Origin of the sequence: Thiomicrorhabdus immobilis, assembly GCF_021654855.1 — a bacterium.
Lineage (GTDB): Bacteria > Pseudomonadota > Gammaproteobacteria > Thiomicrospirales > Thiomicrospiraceae > Thiomicrorhabdus > Thiomicrorhabdus immobilis.
In genome coordinates, this window is sequence record NZ_AP024202.1 from 1,327,360 (window position 1) to 1,343,101 (window position 15,742).

The following is a 15,742-nucleotide window of genomic DNA, read 5'->3' on the forward strand; positions in this document are numbered from 1 at the left end:
TTAACAATACGTTAAACAAAGAACATTTAACAAATTCAAAAGCTTTTAAGTGGAAGATCAAGCCATCTGGCAAAAGAAATTCAAACAAGGGAAATCAAAAGCTACCAGGCCTGGTAGCTTTTTTGGTCAGACTAAATCAAATTATATTGATTGCATATCAAAACGTTACCACTCCAAACCTTTAAGATACTTAAATAGTTCTCTAGCAGATTTAGGTGGTTTGGACTGCTCTTGCTCTTTTTGAGCGTTACGAATCCACTGGCGAATCTGTTGACGGTCGGCATGAGGATAGATTTCCAAGAAATCATGAAGTGCCGAATCTCCTTCGGCAATCAAACGATCACGCCATTTTTCTAATTTATGAAAATGCGCGTTCTGCTGTTTTTTCTTGGCTTCTATTTCAGCAAGCTTGGCTTTGATTTCCATTAACAGAGGTTCGTCTTGTCTTAAATAACGGCCAATATATAATTTTTGGCGTTTCAAAGCGGGACCTTTATCCATTCGTTTAAGCAATAAAACCGCATCTTGCAAAGTCGCAGGGAGCTGCAATTTTTTAATTTGGGTCTCCGTCATCTCTGCAAGTTGCTCACCCAGGTCGGTTACCGCTTGCGCCGCCTTTTTAATGTCAGTACGGCTTTCAAACTCTTCTTGTTCCCAATCAGGTATCTCTTTTTTGGCTTGTACTCGGCCAACATTACGTGGTCTAACCATTCATCTCTCCCATCATTTCTATCCATTCTGCCTCAGTTAAAACAGAAATGCCAAGTTGTTCTGCTTTGGTTAATTTGGAACCCGCTTTTTCACCGGCTATCACGTAGTCGGTTTTAGCGGAAACACTACCGGTGACTTTGGCACCCATAGCTTCTAATTTTTGTTTTGCATCGGTGCGTGATAACTGCTGTAAAGAGCCTGTCAACACCACCACTTTATTGGCAAAAACAGAATCTTCAACCACCGCCTTTTGCTCTGGAGTCGGCCAATGAATACCCGCCTCAAGCAAACCTTTAATCACTTCTTGATTATGAGGTTGCTGAAAGAAGGTCACAATATGCTCGGCAACAATCTCACCCACATCAGCAACTTCTAACAATTGTTCTTTATCGGCTTGCTGAATCGCATCCAAGCTTAAAAAGTGGTGGGCTAAATTTTTAGCGGTCACTTCACCCACTTCAGGAATACCCAAAGCAAACACAAACCGTGCTAAAGTGGTTTGTTTCGATGATTCAATCGCATCAATCACCTTCTGGGCTGACTTGCTCGCCATACGTTCCATTGCCGCCAAGGTTTCAACCTCCAAGCGATATAGGTCATCAGGGTGCTTCACAATTTCCAATGCGCCCAACTGCTCAATAAGTTTATCACCTAATCCAACAATATCCATCGCTTTACGTGATACAAAATGTTGCAAAGCGCGTTTACGTTGTGCGGGACAATAAAGCCCTCCAGTGCAACGGTATACCGCCTTATCAGTCTCTTTAACCACCTCAGAACCACATTCAGGGCAAAAATGCGGCATGACAAATTGCCTAACATCGGCAGGACGCTGTGCCAAAACCGGACCAACCACTTCAGGTATAACATCCCCCGCTCGTCTAACAATAACCATATCGCCAATACGAACGTCCTTACGCTCGATTTCATCCTGGTTATGTAAAGTGGCATTAGAAACAACCACCCCTCCAACAGCTACCGGTTCAAGCCTGGCAACAGGGGTTAACGCCCCGGTTCTCCCCACCTGGATTTCAATATCCAACAATCGGGTCCAAACCTCTTCTGCTGGGAACTTCCTGGCGATTGCCCAGCGTGGTGCTTTGGCGGTAAACCCTAATCTTTGGTGGGTGTTTAAAGCATTTACCTTATAGACAATGCCATCAATCTCGTAAGGCATCGAGGCTCTTTTTTCAATCAACATTTCATAGTATTCGGACATACCTTGAGCGCCCTTGACCACTTGAGCATCCGGGTTTGTTGGTAAGCCCCAGGTTTTGAAACAAGCGATAGCGGCATCATAGGTATCCGGAAGTTGCCAATCATCACTGATTTGTCCCCAACCATAAAGATATAAGCTGAGCTTCCTTTGCGCTGCAATTTTCGGGTCTAGCTGGCGTAAAGTGCCCGCAGCTGCATTTCTAGGATTGGCAAAAGGTTTTTCTCCTCGAGTGATATACTCTGAATTGAGTTGGTTAAAGACTTTTTTAGACATAAAGACTTCACCTCGCACTTCTAGAATCTCTGGCCAACCATCACCAAGCAAATGTAAAGGTACCGAATGTATGGTACGAATGTTATGGGTCACATCCTCACCAACCAAACCATCCCCACGTGTGGTTGCTTGAATAAGCTGGCCTTTTTCGTAACGAATATTGATTGCCAAGCCATCCATTTTAGGTTCGGCAGAAAACTCAATCTCGCCCTGTGCGTTCAAACGCTCTTTAACACGACGTTGAAAATCCATTAAATCTTCTTGAGAAAACGCGTTATCTAGAGAGAACATCGGTACGGCATGGGTGACCGACTCAAAATGCGATAAAGGCTTATCACCAACACGCTGTGTAGGTGAATCTGGTGTGATCCATTCAGGATGATGTTTTTCAATCTCTACAAGCTGCCGGTACAGCTCATCATATTGAGCATCACTTATTAACGGATTATCCAAGACATAATAGGCGTAATTGAGTTCGGCAATACGTTGTTTTAATTCGTTTAAATGGACTTGGGTAATCGTAGACATTAAGGTGCTTTATTGTGTGATTGAGAAGTAGGGAAAGAAATAATTCAAATAAGACACTCTGCTGGCGAACTCCCATAGAGCCGTCTTATTTTAAGTAAAACTAGAAACGTTTATGCAATCGGTTCAGACTCATAATCTAAAGCCGCATCACGCATGGATTGTAAATCAGACTCTTTAATCAAATGGCGTTCCATATTGTATAAACGCCCATTTAAACGCTGAGAAATCTTACGAGCCATAATGATTAAATCATGCATCGCCGCAGGCGCTCTGACCGTCGTTGGTAGTTCCAAAATCAAAGCAACACCAGGCGTTGCATAGGCATCCAAATTCTCTACAGGGAATGTCCCTGGTTCAAGCATATTGGCTACTTTAATGAATGGATTGCCCATATTGTCGTTTTTAACAAAAATCGCCTGATCTGAATAGGTTAACCCCACCCCTAATAAGGCTTGATTCACGGCTCGCATCGGAAACTCTTGACCAGTGGTCAAAACCATAATCACATAAACTTCAGGCTCTTTATTAGTAGAAGCCATTTTCTTTTTGGTTTTCAATTCCTCTTCAGGAATACCAAAAGAAGGCTTTACATAGTCCGCAGGCACGGCATTTTCGTCTATTTCACCGGTCATACCTGGATCATCTACGACTAAGACATGATGCTTACCGCCAGTTGGATTTGAGTTTTCATCCGTACTGCCCACTATCGGTTGTCCACTAACCGTCGTAACTTCATTTGGCATTTCACTTGAAGCTGCTGTCTGTTCTGACTCCACTACTGAAGTGGTTTGTGGCGGCAAGTCGAACTCTTCTCCAAAAGAGAGCACTCCTTGGTTATGGTTGATATCGGTTTCGGCTTCAAGATGATAGGTTGACAATGGTGCATGAACAGTTTGTTGCTGTACTGCTTCATGTTTAAGCTCGGTATTGGAAAAACCTTTGCTCTGGGTAATACGCTTTTCAGTCGCATCCGACAACGGGATATGAGGATTCCCTAAATTCTTAAGGGCTTCAGCGGCTTTTTCAGAATGATGATTGGATTGCTGATTATGATCTTTATCTTGAGTAGAGACTGCAGATGAATGGCTATTCGCCTCAACTTTGTCTTGATGAGTATGAGAGTGAGATTTAGAGTTCTTTTTTATCGCATTTTGACGACTACGACTTAAAAAATACAAGCCAGCAATGACAACAACTGCAAAAATTAACAGTACTTGTTGTAATTCATTCATTTAAGACAACTCCAAAAATTTCAAACCTATTCTATAAACTCTTTAACTGGTTAAGTTAAACCAAGGTAAGCCCAAGGTGAATCAACTTAAGCCAATTTAAGCCAACTTAAATAATAAAGACAAATTTATGTGCTTCAGCTTATTCTGCACTCACTCAATAGTGATGTGTTTAGGTGGATGAAATATTTCTATTTTTATAAAAATCGTTAAAAATAAATGGCTTAGTAAACACTCTGTCCAGATCTAAATCACTGCCCATTATTATTGTGATTTACACTTGGGTAAAACAGAATAAAAACAGACTTAAAACAAAACCAAGCCGATATGAAATCAATTCATAATTGTACCTTTTTTAGAGAGCTATTTTCCAATGAATTGAGATAAAAATAATCGGTTTCACTGAGTTTAATAAAGCTTGATATCATCAAGTGCACCAAGACAATCGGCTATAACGGCCAACGCCAATCTATCCAGTCCAAATATTTTATTCGTATAATAGGGATTTGACCCAAACATTACATTGATGACCAACGATATCAAAAGGTACTTCCATAGATGAACCCTCAAGACAAACCGCCTATTTTGGAGCCATCGCAACCGTCGTTGTCAGATAAGAAAGTCATCTTGGGAATCGATATCGGTACCTCTGGCGTTCGTGCTTGCATCGTTGAAAAAAACTACCCATCTTCCGATTCAAGTGAAAACATGTTATTTGAAGCGCACATTGAGATGCCGGTTGCAGAAATCCGTTCAACTAACGGTTTAAACACCCTCGAAATCTCTCAGAATCCGCAAATTTGGATAGACACCCTAGAAAGCTTACTTAAAAAAATCGGTCACAACTTCCCAATCAAACAAATAACGCATTTGGTATTGGATGCGACCTCTTCAACCGTTCTATTAGTGGACCAAAGCGGCCATGCTTACACTGACGCATTGATGTATAACGATGCCCAATCCGTTTTGCCCGCTAAGGTCATTGCCGGACTCATTGAACAATCCGCTGAATTTTCAGGTGCACAAGGTGCTTCAAGCACACTTGCTAAAGTGGCTACCCTGCTTGAACAGAATCCAAACCTCAGCAAACCGATTATTTGCCACCAAATCGACTTTATAAACCATTATCTATCCGGTGCATTGAACATCACGGATGAAAACAATGCCTTAAAGCTTGGCTATAATTCAATCCACCAGGCCTGGCCGAATTGGATTGAAAAGTATCTGAAAACCTTGAACTCGACCATACAACTCCCGCAAGTGGTCAAACCAGGCAGTTTTATAGCCATGATTGCACCTCATATTGCCGAACGATTCGGTTTCAGAAAAAACCTCAAAGTAATGGCTGGTACCACCGATAGCATTGCCGGTTTTTTAGCTTCAGGGGCATCGCAGATTGGCGATGCGGTATCTTCCTTAGGCTCGACACTTGCGATAAAAGCCATCTCAGACAAACCGCTGTTTGATAAACGTTTTGGTTTATACAGTCACCGTTTAGGCAATAACTGGTTGGTTGGTGGTGCCTCCAATTCAGGTGGACGGGTTTTATTAAACCATTACAATCTAGCGGATTTGGTTCATATCGTCAAAAGCATCAATAACAAAGACATTGAGGACTTTTTGAAAACCCCAAGGCAAAATTACTACCCACTTAGCCAAGCAGGAGAACGCTTTCCGATAGCGGATGCCAACCTCCCCCCCAAAATGCCAAAGTCACCGCAATGTGCGGTTGCCGACATTGATGGCAATCAGCAATGTTTGCAAGCACACCAAACCTTTTTATTGAATGTATTGACTGGAATGACCGAAATTGAACGCTTGGCTTATCATAAGCTGGTAGAACTCCATCTGCCGCCAGTCAAAAAGATTTTTAGTGTGGGCGGAGGAACCCAAAACCATGTTTGGATGCAGTTACGTGAAAAACTGATAGATGCCCAATTTTTGCACCCTGAACACCAACAAGCCGCCTATGGTGTGACTAAACTGATTGATTGAATCGATAAAACTGACAAGCAAAGCGGATGATATTTACCTTCAATTAGTGTATCTTTTGCAAACTTTCAAATTCAAACCGCTATTAGAACCAATAAGGACAACATCATGGGAACTGAAATTCAAACACCAGGACAATTAATTGAAGCCCTTAACCGAGGGCCGGTTGCGTTTACGACAGTGATGCAAGTCATCGATGATAATTATGAATTCACACCAACAGAGTTTCGTAATGGCAATACCGTTAACCAAGAAAACACCAATAACGGCTCTTGCAAGGTATTCTCGTTTGCGCAAACGCATGACTTGTCGCAACAAGCGACTTTAAATGCCTTTGGTGATTATTATATGGTTGATGTATTACAACATCCAAACAATGATGACCACCAAAACATTCGTAATTTCATCGAATTCGGCTGGGATGGAATCGATTTTACTCAGCAAGCTTTAATTGCTAAATGACCTTATTGCCTGATTTGTTACATGGCCTAATCACCAGGCCTGGTAATATAAAAAAACCGCCGATGAAATAAATTCACAGGCGGTTTTTTAATACCTAATCAACAGCTTGAAATCAAAACCTTAAGCCAAAACTAAAAAGTTTGGACAGATTAAGCCATTAACAATGGTTAAGCGGCATGAACTTTTTTAACCAAATCCAAACTCAGGAAAGCATGCCCATGAGCGTCACCTGCCAACACCGTAAATGGATTGGATTCTTCACCCATTTGATCTAACACTAAATCGGCCGCGCTAAAGTCATCTTCCTTAGTGTATTCATTAATGGTAATGATAGTCTTTAAATTGGCCGCTACTGAAGACTGGATGCCATTCGAAGAATCTTCAAACGCAATTGCATCGGCAGGCGTTAAATTCATTTGCTCTAAAGCCCAGTCATAAATATCGGGAGCCGGTTTCTTGGCTGGCACAATATCACCGGCAGCAATGACTTCAAACCAACTTTCTGAATCTGCACCCAAAGTGTTCTCAAGTAAAGCCGTTACGTTTTCTGGTGTAGTAGTAGTAACCACAGCCATACGCATGTTTGCAGCTCTAGCTTCATTGATTAAATTTTCAACACCTGGACGCAATGGAATTTTACCTTCCGCCATCAATTGAGTATAGAACTTAGTCTTAGCCGCATGCAATCCCTTGACAAAATCATCAAAGTTTTCAGGCTTTTCAAAAGTCGTATTGAATTTTTCTAAATAAAAACGAATGCGCTCTTTACCACCGGTAACCGCTAATAACTCACCATACAGCGCTTCATCCCAGTTCCAATCCAACCCCGCTTCTTCAAAAGCCATGTTAAATGCTGGGCGGTGTCCATCACGTTCGGTATCCGCTAAGGTACCGTCAACGTCAAATAATAATGCTTGTAATGTAGCCATGATTCACTCTCTTCTATAATATAAATTTGCTAGCCTTAAATGCTTGAGCTTAACCGATGGGTTAAAATTGCAGGCATTGTAAAGGTGGCTTAACTAAACTGAGGACAGATTCTGCTTGATTCATGGCGCAATTTCAAGTCAAATCAGTTATAACAACTATAACAATCATTAAAGTTTTCTTATATTGGTTGACTAAAATTTGCTTGTTGAAAGAGTTTAAAACTGATATAAAACACGGTTAAAGAAAACGGCACTTTTCAAAACACTACAAAAAATATTTTCGGTGTCGTAGATATAGGAGAGAGAAAATGGAAAACAATATCGACTTTATTGAAAACTATCCGGCTTATCAGCCTAAAGAAGGCGAAGAGTATATGAGCCCTCAAATGCTTGAGCATTTCAAAGGTAAATTGCTGGCATGGAAAACTCAATTAATTGAAGAAGCAAACAGCACAGTATCTCACCTTAAAAAAGATTCTGACACCCCTGCTGACCCGAATGATAGAGCGTCTCAAGAGGAAGAGTTTGCTTTAGAGCTTCGTACGCGTGATCGTGAGCGTAAACTTATTGCAAAAATCGATAAATCCTTAAGAGACATCGAATCTGGTGAATACGGTTACTGCAAAATGAGTGGCGAAGAGATTGGCTTAGGACGAATGGAAGCTCGTCCAACCGCTGACCTGACCGTTGAGATGAAGCGCAAACAAGAAATTCGTGAAAAACAAGGTGTCGCTTAACCTCAAATGACAGATTACGATTTAAGCCTATGTTTTTGTAAGCTTAAATCTTTTAAATAAAGCATTATTAACCTGTTATGGTCGATATTAAATGGGCAATTTTATTGCCCATTATTTTTATCACCCCTTGTTGAATCATCTTTGTACAATCACTGCCAAATAAGAAAGTAAGGTTAAATCTTTTGAGTTGATTTTTCTTAACTTTATTTTCTGAGCCTTATTTTATTAGTCTTATACAAAGGTTCCATAAAAAGAGTTCATTGTATTGAATACAGCTGACCTTATTGACACCCTGCTCAATCCAGAAACCTACCCTCATCCTGTTGAAGTTATCACAACGATTGAAACCCATATTTCTATTGTGTTTTTAACCGGACAATACGCCTATAAATTAAAAAAACCGGTTGATTTCGGGTTTTTGAACTTCTCCACCATTGAGCGTCGCAAACAATTTTGTAAGCTTGAACTCTCTTTAAACCGACGGACTGCTCCACAACTCTATCTAGGAGTAGATAAAATTGTTAAACAGGCTAACGGTTACACCATCTTACCGATTGAAGAAAACAGCGATTGCCTATTTCCAGCCACAAATGATACAGACCGTAACGCTATTGACTACCTAGTCAAAATGAAGCAATTCAACCCCAATAATGTATTGGGTCGTCTGCTGAATGACGGCTGTTTGGATGACCAGATGATTTCTGCTTTGACCCAGCAGATTGCTCGATTTCACAAATCCGCGCAAGCGGTTGAGTTATCTGAAGAATATGGCGACCCGCTTATTCAATTACAGCCGATGTTGGATAATTTTCCTTCTTTGCAGGCATATTTCAAAGAAGATGGAATCGAACAACAATTAGCAGCGTTGCAGAATTGGACAAACCAACAATTTGCAATCCATCAAAACCAACTCAAAGAACGTAAACAACAAGGCTTTGTTAGAGCGTGTCATGGAGATCTACACCTCGATAACATCACCTTGATCGACAATCAGCCGGTGTTGTTTGATGGTATTGAATTCAATGAATACTTTCGTTGGATAGACGTGATTAGCGATTTGGCCTTTCTGTTAATCGACCTTGATTATAGAAAACAATATGCAACCAGTTACAAGATTCTCTCCCAATACCTCAGTCAAACACTTGACTATAATGGATTGTTTTTATTGAATTTTTACCGAGTGTATCGCACCATGGTAAGAGCTAAAATCACCGCTTTGCGGGCAGAGCAGCTTCCTGCAAAAAGCTTAGAACAAAAGCATATAGAGCAAACCGCACTAAACTACATTCAACAAGCGACTGCCTATACCGTGATTCCAAAAACAGCTAAGTGTATTTTATTACAGGGTGTTTCGGGTTCTGGTAAAAGCCATTTTGCAAACCAACTATTAGAAGGGCTTGACGGATTTAATGCCATTATCTTGAGTTCGGACCGGATTCGTAAAACCATCTTTGGAATTGACCCCCAAGAACGTGTGGCGGGCCCAGAACAAAAACGACTCTACTCTGCTGAAATGAATCAGAAGACTTACCAAGCATTGGCGGATTACAGCGCCATCTGCTTACAACTTGGATTTAATGTCATACTGGATGCCACCTTCTTAAAATACTCTCATCGTCAAGCCATCTATCAGGTGGCTGAGTCATTGTCTGCAGAGAGCTATTTATTTTCCCTTAAAACTACCAGCGAAACGGCCGAGCAATCTATTCAGTTACGACAACAACTCAATAACAACCCTTCCGATGCCAGTGCTGAGGTGATGTACAATCAACTCAAACATATCGAACTCCCTTTACGTCATGAGAATGCTTTACAGCTTAAAGTCAAAGATATGCGCCGTGTTTTTCCAAAAGATTCTATTCAAGAATTCTTGAAATTGCCGATATATTAGATAACTCAATATTTGTTTTCTTGCCCAGCTTTGGAAAAACCTATGCGACAGCTAACTCGTTTTAACCGCCCACTAATTGCTTTTTTAAGCATCATACTATCGACACAAGCCTTTGCAGAGTCTGGCGAAAATGCTCAAACAGCGAATTCGACCAAGCCGCTCAAAGAGGTCAAGTTTTTAGGTCTTAAGCTCATTGATGCCAATTTAAATACGGTCCGCACCCATCTATGGGATATTGGCGGTTTCAAACAAGCCAGCACCACCATTAGACAACGCAATATAGACAAGTTTTTCCCTAAATCATCTATCAGAGACAGTTATTACGTGACCTTTCATTACAATCATGCCGGTGATGTTGTTTCAGTAAAACGACTTTACCGCCCCTACTCGATTGAAAACAGCAATAAAAGAACGGATATACAAACCAAAGACGTTGCTCTAAAATTAATCAAAGACCTAGGCCAACCCAGCGAAAGCATTCGCAAAGGATGGGGAGGAACACTCTCTTATCAAAGCTATATTTGGCAAGATGAAACCATGCAGATTACCGTCGACCGTGAAGGCGGCGAACGTTTGGGGAATGTTTATATTGAATACCGCCTTAAAACACACGACCGCTATGCGGTTGATAAGGACGTCAAAACTTAAAATAACTGCTTCCCAAATTCACCAGGCCTGGTGGTATTTTGAAGCTCAATTACCGATGAAAAGATTATGGATATAACAAAGACATCATTTACAGCTAGCACGATTGCAACCAATGGAATCAAGCAAGGGTTTGAGCAATTGGCACAAACGAGCCAATCGATTAATCGTAGCTTACCTAATTATCAAATTGAACAGCCAGATAATACTAACGCGATCAATTACGAGGCGTTGAATATGGTAGCTTCTGAATCTCTTGAAACCAATATCATCGATCTCAAGACCTCTGAAAACCAGATTAAAAGTCTTGCAAAAGTCATTGAAGTTGAAAACAAACTGTTTGATGAATCGATGGGGAAAATCTTTGACGGTTGGGCTTGACGACAACGGCAAGTGCTTTTCGAACAAGCCCGCTAACTGGATTGCTATGCGATTGGTGTGCATTCAATCAAGACACCTTAATCATGACCTATCTTAAGATAATCTTTTAATGGCAACCTTGGGAAATCCCCCGCTTTTTAAAGTACTGCTGATGGTATTCTTCCGCCCGCCAAAACTTGGCCATAGGCTCCAAAGTGGTCACAATTGGCTGACTAAAACCAGCTTGTTGCTGACTCATCACCAACTCCGCTAAATCCTTTTCAGCTTGGTTGTCATAAAAAATCACCGAACGATATTGTGTTCCTCGGTCAGGCCCTTGTTGGTTCAAGGTAGTTGGGTTATGCATCGCAAAAAAGTGATTGAGCAAGATTTGTCTCGTCGTCTTTTGATTATCGAAATGCATTAAAACCACTTCAGCATGCATAGTCTCTTTGCGGCAAACCTCCTCATAAGTCGGTGAATCGGTATGACCGCCGGCATAACCCACCGCCGTGTCAATGACACCCTGTTGTTGGGAAAAATCCAGCTCAACACCCCAGAAGCACCCTGCTCCGATCATTAAGGTTTCAATACTCATGATGGCTCCATAATTGTAATTTGAAAATTGATATTCAGCACCCTTTGACAAAAGATTGTATATCTTCCCAGGCCTGTGGCATATGTATGAATCGATGGTCTCCTCCAGAAAAAATCACCGATTTGAAGCGGGAACCACTACCCTGGTTTTCTTTTTGCCCATATTGTTGTAATGCCAAGTCGACATCAACCACTTCATCATCGGTATCCAAGAGCATCAATGCAGCAATATCCTGATTGAGTTCTTTAACCGCATAAATTTGTAATGCGTTGATGTACTCTTCATCAATACAGAAGGATTCACCCGTAGCCGGATTGGTATGACAACCTAAACTTTGTTTAAAAATGGGTGTCGGATTCAAGGCAGGATTGATCATAATATAAGGAATATGATATTTCTGGCCGAAATACTGGGCATAAAACCCTCCCATAGAGGATCCTAACAAAATGATATTGTTCGATTTCTGCTGTGCATTCAACAAACAACGTTCGATTTCTGTCACACTGGCCTCAGGTGATTTTATGGGATAGGTCGGTGTGTAAATCTCGCTGAAAACCGGTGTATTGCCAAGTAAATGCTCTTGCTGCACTTTCGCTTTTAACCACTGACCCTTTTCGCTGTTACCGCTACTTAAAAACCCATGTAGATAGACTCCAATACAGTCCTGCATTCTGTTAAAATCCTCGTATGATAAAACACCCTAAAATCGTTCACCGAACCCCTTCACAAGAAGTTTATGACACCGCTAAACAACTAGGATTAAGCGACTTTCAAGCACGCTTAGTTGCCAATAGAACGGATCAAACCGAGCAACTGGATGAAATTGTTTTTCCAAAATTAAAACACATACAGCATCCCTCTGCCTTAAAAAATATTGAAGAGGCGGCACAAATCATTGTCAAAGCCATTCAGTCAGATGGTGCGATAGTACTCGCGACCGATTATGACACTGATGGTGTGACCTCTGCCTGGGTTGCGACAACCGCGTTATGTGATTATTTCAATGTTGCAAAATCCCGCATTGTCCATGTAATTGGTGACCGTAAAACCGGTTACGGCATTACCGATGATGTGGTCAAGCGTATTTTGTCAATCGAGCAACCCATCGATTTGGTTATCTCCGCAGACCAAGGCTCAAGTGATGAAGATCGGATTGCCGTTTTAAAATCGCATGGCATCGATGTTTGTGTCACCGACCACCACCAAATCCCGGTAAGTGGAGTACCTCAAAGTGCCATCTGCACGGTCAACCCACAACAATCCGGCTGTGAATACGATAAGACCATTGCCGGTTGTTTTGTCATTTTCCTGGTCATGACCCAAGTCCGCCAAACTTTAATCAAACAAGGCCTACTAGAAAAAGACAGCCCGTCTTTAAAGTATTTGGCTTTAAATGTCGCTTTAGGCACGGTGGCGGACAGTGTGAGCCTGAAAAGCCCGAATAACCGCGCCATTGTGTATGCCGGTTTACAATTGATCAACCTGTTCCAATCCCCAGCTTGGCAAGCTTTACGTCAACTGAATGACAACCAAGGGATGCCATTTGATGCAGAATTTCTGGGCTTTCAAGTTGCCACCAGAATCAATGCCGCAAGTCGTGTAAGTGATGTCACCACCGCCTTTAAGTTTCTAACCGCTGGCAATGTCAATGACGCCATGAGCTATTTACAACAGCTTGATGAAGACAATCAAAACCGCCGCGCCCAACAAGAGATCATGCTTCAGCAGGCACACCAGCAAGCTCAACAGAGATATACCGACACGACCTATTCCATGACTTTGAAACTCAATGGCAATGCCGGGATCCAAGGAATCATCGCTTCTCGAATTGGTGAACAATATGGTGTTCCAACGGTAGCGATGACCGATTTGGAGGACGGCACCTTAGCGGGTAGTGCCCGCGGCATCGTGCCGGACATTGATTTACGCGAAGCTTTTCAGTGGATGTCTGAACAAAAAAACGACTTATTCCTATCCATGGGTGGCCATAAAGGTGCGGCAGGCTGCATGATACCGCTTGAGTTTTATGATGAATTTAGCCATTTATTTGAGCAAGCGATTCAATTACAACTCGGTGACAGCGCCCCTGTGCCAATAATTGAAACCGATGGTGAATTAGATGACTGGTTACTCACTCCTAATCTCATTGACGAAATCAATGCCCTTGAACCCTTTGGAAGAGAATGGCCTAAGCCAATGTTTTCTGGTGAATTTACCATTGTGCAGATTAGAGAAGTTGGCCAACAAAAAACGCATTTATCCTGTAAATTAAAAACTCCTAGCGGTACGGTATTTCAAGCGATTTACTTTAACGCAAAGCAAAGTGAAAACGACCCTACGCCGTTTGTTACTGGCGAAGTGGTGGTTTGTGCCTATCAACCTGCTTTAAACAACTTTGCCGGCAGAACATCGTTGCAATTACGCATCAGCGCAATGACGAGCATCGAGTAGTTTACGATTTATAGACACTTAATTTTAAATCACCAGGGCCTGGTGGCTTTTTAAAAACCGATGGCAAGAGATAAAAAAAACCGGATTGAACAGTTAAGTTCATCCGGTTTTTTATTGCAAATGATTTTAAAATTTAGAGAAGATTAGATTAACTCAAAAAACCTAAAATCTCTTTTTCAATATCGGTTTTATCGATTACTGTCGCTTGCGAAATAGGCTTATCAAACAGTTCGGCAATCTGTACTGGCATGGCTACCTGCGCCTTGTCGGCAATCATTTTCAGCGCATCGATATCCTTCTCGACCTTTTCACCGGTTAATGCGTAAGAGACAATCGGTGAGAACTTGGTCCACTCAGCCGTTGCATAAGCAATGGTTTTGATAGACTTATCTTTACGACAGGTATCATAAGCCTTAAAGCAAGTTGCGGTATGCGGACACATCAGATAACCAACCGAGAATGCCTGCTTAATATAGTTTAAGCCCTCTTCATCGGTACAGAAGTCTGCCGCGAAAATAGACTGCACTTCTGCCAACTCTGCTGCGGTCAATTTGTAGAATTTGTCATTATCCAATTGCAACATCAACTCTTTAGTACGCTCAGCACCAAACAGATCAAATAAAATTCGCTCGATATTTGAAGACTTCAAAATATCCATTGCCGGAGAAGTGGTCGGGATGACCGAAGCACCACGTAAATCGTACTCTCCAGTGGTGATGAACTTAGTCAACACATTATTGTTGTTTGAGGCGATATGGATTTGCTTGACCGGCAAGCCCATTTTATAAGCATAGTAACCGCCTAAGGCATTACCAAAGTTTCCGCTTGGTACGTTTAGGTAAACTTCATCACCCAACTCAATCGCACCTTGACGGACCAATTCTAAATAGCTGTAAACGTGATAGATTGTTTGGAAGATAATGCGGCCAAAATTCACCGAGTTGGCGGCTGACAAAGAGATTTTATGTTCTTTTAAAGACGCTTCAAAAGCCGGAGACGTTAACAACATTTTCAATGCAGATTGTGCATCGTCAAAATCGCCATGAATCCCGATTACTTTCAGGTTAGGCGCATCTTCAGTCACCATCTGCAAGCGCTGAACATCCGAAGTACCGCCATCAGGATATAAACATGCCACTTGCACATTCTTACGGTTCTTAAAGGTTTCCAATGCCGCCGGACCGGTGTCACCACTGGTCGCCGCTAAGATAAGGTATTTTTCATCACGCTGTTCCGCAATCGCCGATAAAACCGAGCCGAATGGTTGTAATGCCATGTCTTTAAAGGCACGAGTTGGCCCATGATATAGCTCACTGACATATAGATCGTCATACACTTTGACTACCGGCACAGGGTTTTTAGGATCATCAAACTTATCGTAAAGATTTAAAGCCTCATCAATCACCGCCTCATCGATATCGACGTCAAATAGCGCTAAAATCGATTTAGCAACGGTTTTATAATCGGAATCAATATGAGATTTAATGAAACCCGCATCAAATACAGGAAGACTCTCTGGAGAGTAAATCCCTCCAAAAGAAGACATTGGACTTAAAATTGCCTGAGCAAAGGTAATTGAAGCAGGTCTTTGACCATCATTACCACGAGTTTCAATAAAATTCATAACAAACCTATTTGATTGATTTTAATAATTTAATTAGCGCGAATTATACAGAAATATCCGCTGGTTTTTGGTAGATTCTGATTAAATACACAC

The 15,742-nt window shown here is 41.6% G+C and carries 14 protein-coding genes; 7 read left to right on the forward strand and 7 right to left on the reverse strand.

The window, feature by feature from the left end; all coding sequences use genetic code 11:
* Window positions 1-165: 165 nt before the first annotated feature.
* The 3 genes from yjgA to L6421_RS05990 all read right to left on the reverse strand — a co-directional run bounded on the left by yjgA (window position 166) and on the right by L6421_RS05990 (window position 3,963).
* Entirely contained in the window at window positions 166-711 is a 546-nt protein-coding gene (yjgA, locus tag L6421_RS05980; protein ID WP_237260480.1) for a ribosome biogenesis factor YjgA, read from the reverse strand.
* Window positions 704-2,731, reverse strand: coding sequence for an NAD-dependent DNA ligase LigA (ligA, locus tag L6421_RS05985; protein ID WP_237260482.1), 2,028 nt, complete (start codon window positions 2,729-2,731; stop codon window positions 704-706). Before ligA ends, yjgA begins: the two co-directional genes overlap by 8 nt.
* 110 nt (window positions 2,732-2,841) lie before the next feature.
* Window positions 2,842-3,963: a cell division protein ZipA C-terminal FtsZ-binding domain-containing protein gene (locus L6421_RS05990; RefSeq protein ID WP_237260484.1), complete on the reverse strand. Its 1,122-nt coding sequence runs from the start codon at window positions 3,961-3,963 to the stop codon at window positions 2,842-2,844.
* A gap of 555 nt (window positions 3,964-4,518) precedes the next feature.
* Here L6421_RS05990 and L6421_RS05995 point away from each other — a divergent pair.
* Together L6421_RS05995 and L6421_RS06000 are read left to right on the forward strand one after the other, a co-directional pair.
* Window positions 4,519-5,955 (forward strand): FGGY-family carbohydrate kinase, encoded by a 1,437-nt coding sequence (locus L6421_RS05995; RefSeq protein WP_237260486.1) that lies wholly within the window; start codon window positions 4,519-4,521, stop codon window positions 5,953-5,955.
* Between the two features lie 105 nt (window positions 5,956-6,060).
* The gene (locus tag L6421_RS06000; RefSeq protein ID WP_237260487.1) at window positions 6,061-6,414 is read left to right on the forward strand and encodes a HopJ type III effector protein; all 354 of its coding nucleotides are present in this window, start codon (window positions 6,061-6,063) and stop codon (window positions 6,412-6,414) included.
* Window positions 6,415-6,581: 167 nt separating this feature from the next.
* Here L6421_RS06000 and L6421_RS06005 read toward each other — a convergent pair whose 3' ends face one another.
* On the reverse strand, window positions 6,582-7,343 hold the full coding sequence (locus L6421_RS06005; RefSeq protein ID WP_237260490.1) for an HAD family hydrolase: 762 nt from the start codon (window positions 7,341-7,343) through the stop codon (window positions 6,582-6,584).
* Window positions 7,344-7,651: 308 nt separating this feature from the next.
* Between L6421_RS06005 and dksA the strand changes: the two genes are divergently transcribed.
* From dksA to L6421_RS06025, 4 genes are all read left to right on the forward strand, one after another.
* Window positions 7,652-8,080: an RNA polymerase-binding protein DksA gene (gene dksA, locus L6421_RS06010; protein WP_237260491.1), complete on the forward strand. Its 429-nt coding sequence runs from the start codon at window positions 7,652-7,654 to the stop codon at window positions 8,078-8,080.
* A gap of 265 nt (window positions 8,081-8,345) precedes the next feature.
* Window positions 8,346-9,971, forward strand: a complete 1,626-nt coding sequence (locus tag L6421_RS06015; protein WP_237260493.1) for a bifunctional aminoglycoside phosphotransferase/ATP-binding protein — start codon at window positions 8,346-8,348, stop codon at window positions 9,969-9,971.
* Window positions 9,972-10,013: 42 nt separating this feature from the next.
* Window positions 10,014-10,619, forward strand: a complete 606-nt coding sequence (locus L6421_RS06020; protein ID WP_237260495.1) for a hypothetical protein — start codon at window positions 10,014-10,016, stop codon at window positions 10,617-10,619.
* A gap of 66 nt (window positions 10,620-10,685) precedes the next feature.
* Window positions 10,686-10,997, forward strand: coding sequence for a hypothetical protein (locus L6421_RS06025; RefSeq protein WP_237260496.1), 312 nt, complete (start codon window positions 10,686-10,688; stop codon window positions 10,995-10,997).
* 106 nt (window positions 10,998-11,103) lie between these two features.
* Here L6421_RS06025 and msrA read toward each other — a convergent pair whose 3' ends face one another.
* Window positions 11,104-11,574 (reverse strand): peptide-methionine (S)-S-oxide reductase MsrA, encoded by a 471-nt coding sequence (gene msrA, locus L6421_RS06030; RefSeq protein ID WP_237260498.1) that lies wholly within the window; start codon window positions 11,572-11,574, stop codon window positions 11,104-11,106.
* A 34-nt stretch (window positions 11,575-11,608) separates the two neighbouring features.
* Window positions 11,609-12,244: a YqiA/YcfP family alpha/beta fold hydrolase gene (locus tag L6421_RS06035; RefSeq protein ID WP_237260500.1), complete on the reverse strand. Its 636-nt coding sequence runs from the start codon at window positions 12,242-12,244 to the stop codon at window positions 11,609-11,611.
* Window positions 12,245-12,261: 17 nt separating this feature from the next.
* On the opposite strand from L6421_RS06035, the gene L6421_RS06040 reads away from it, so the two are divergent.
* The gene (locus L6421_RS06040) at window positions 12,262-14,025 is read left to right on the forward strand and encodes a single-stranded-DNA-specific exonuclease RecJ (protein ID WP_237260503.1); all 1,764 of its coding nucleotides are present in this window, start codon (window positions 12,262-12,264) and stop codon (window positions 14,023-14,025) included.
* Between the two features lie 148 nt (window positions 14,026-14,173).
* Here L6421_RS06040 and thrC read toward each other — a convergent pair whose 3' ends face one another.
* On the reverse strand, window positions 14,174-15,649 hold the full coding sequence (thrC, locus tag L6421_RS06045) for a threonine synthase (protein WP_237260505.1): 1,476 nt from the start codon (window positions 15,647-15,649) through the stop codon (window positions 14,174-14,176).
* Window positions 15,650-15,742 lie beyond the last annotated feature (93 nt).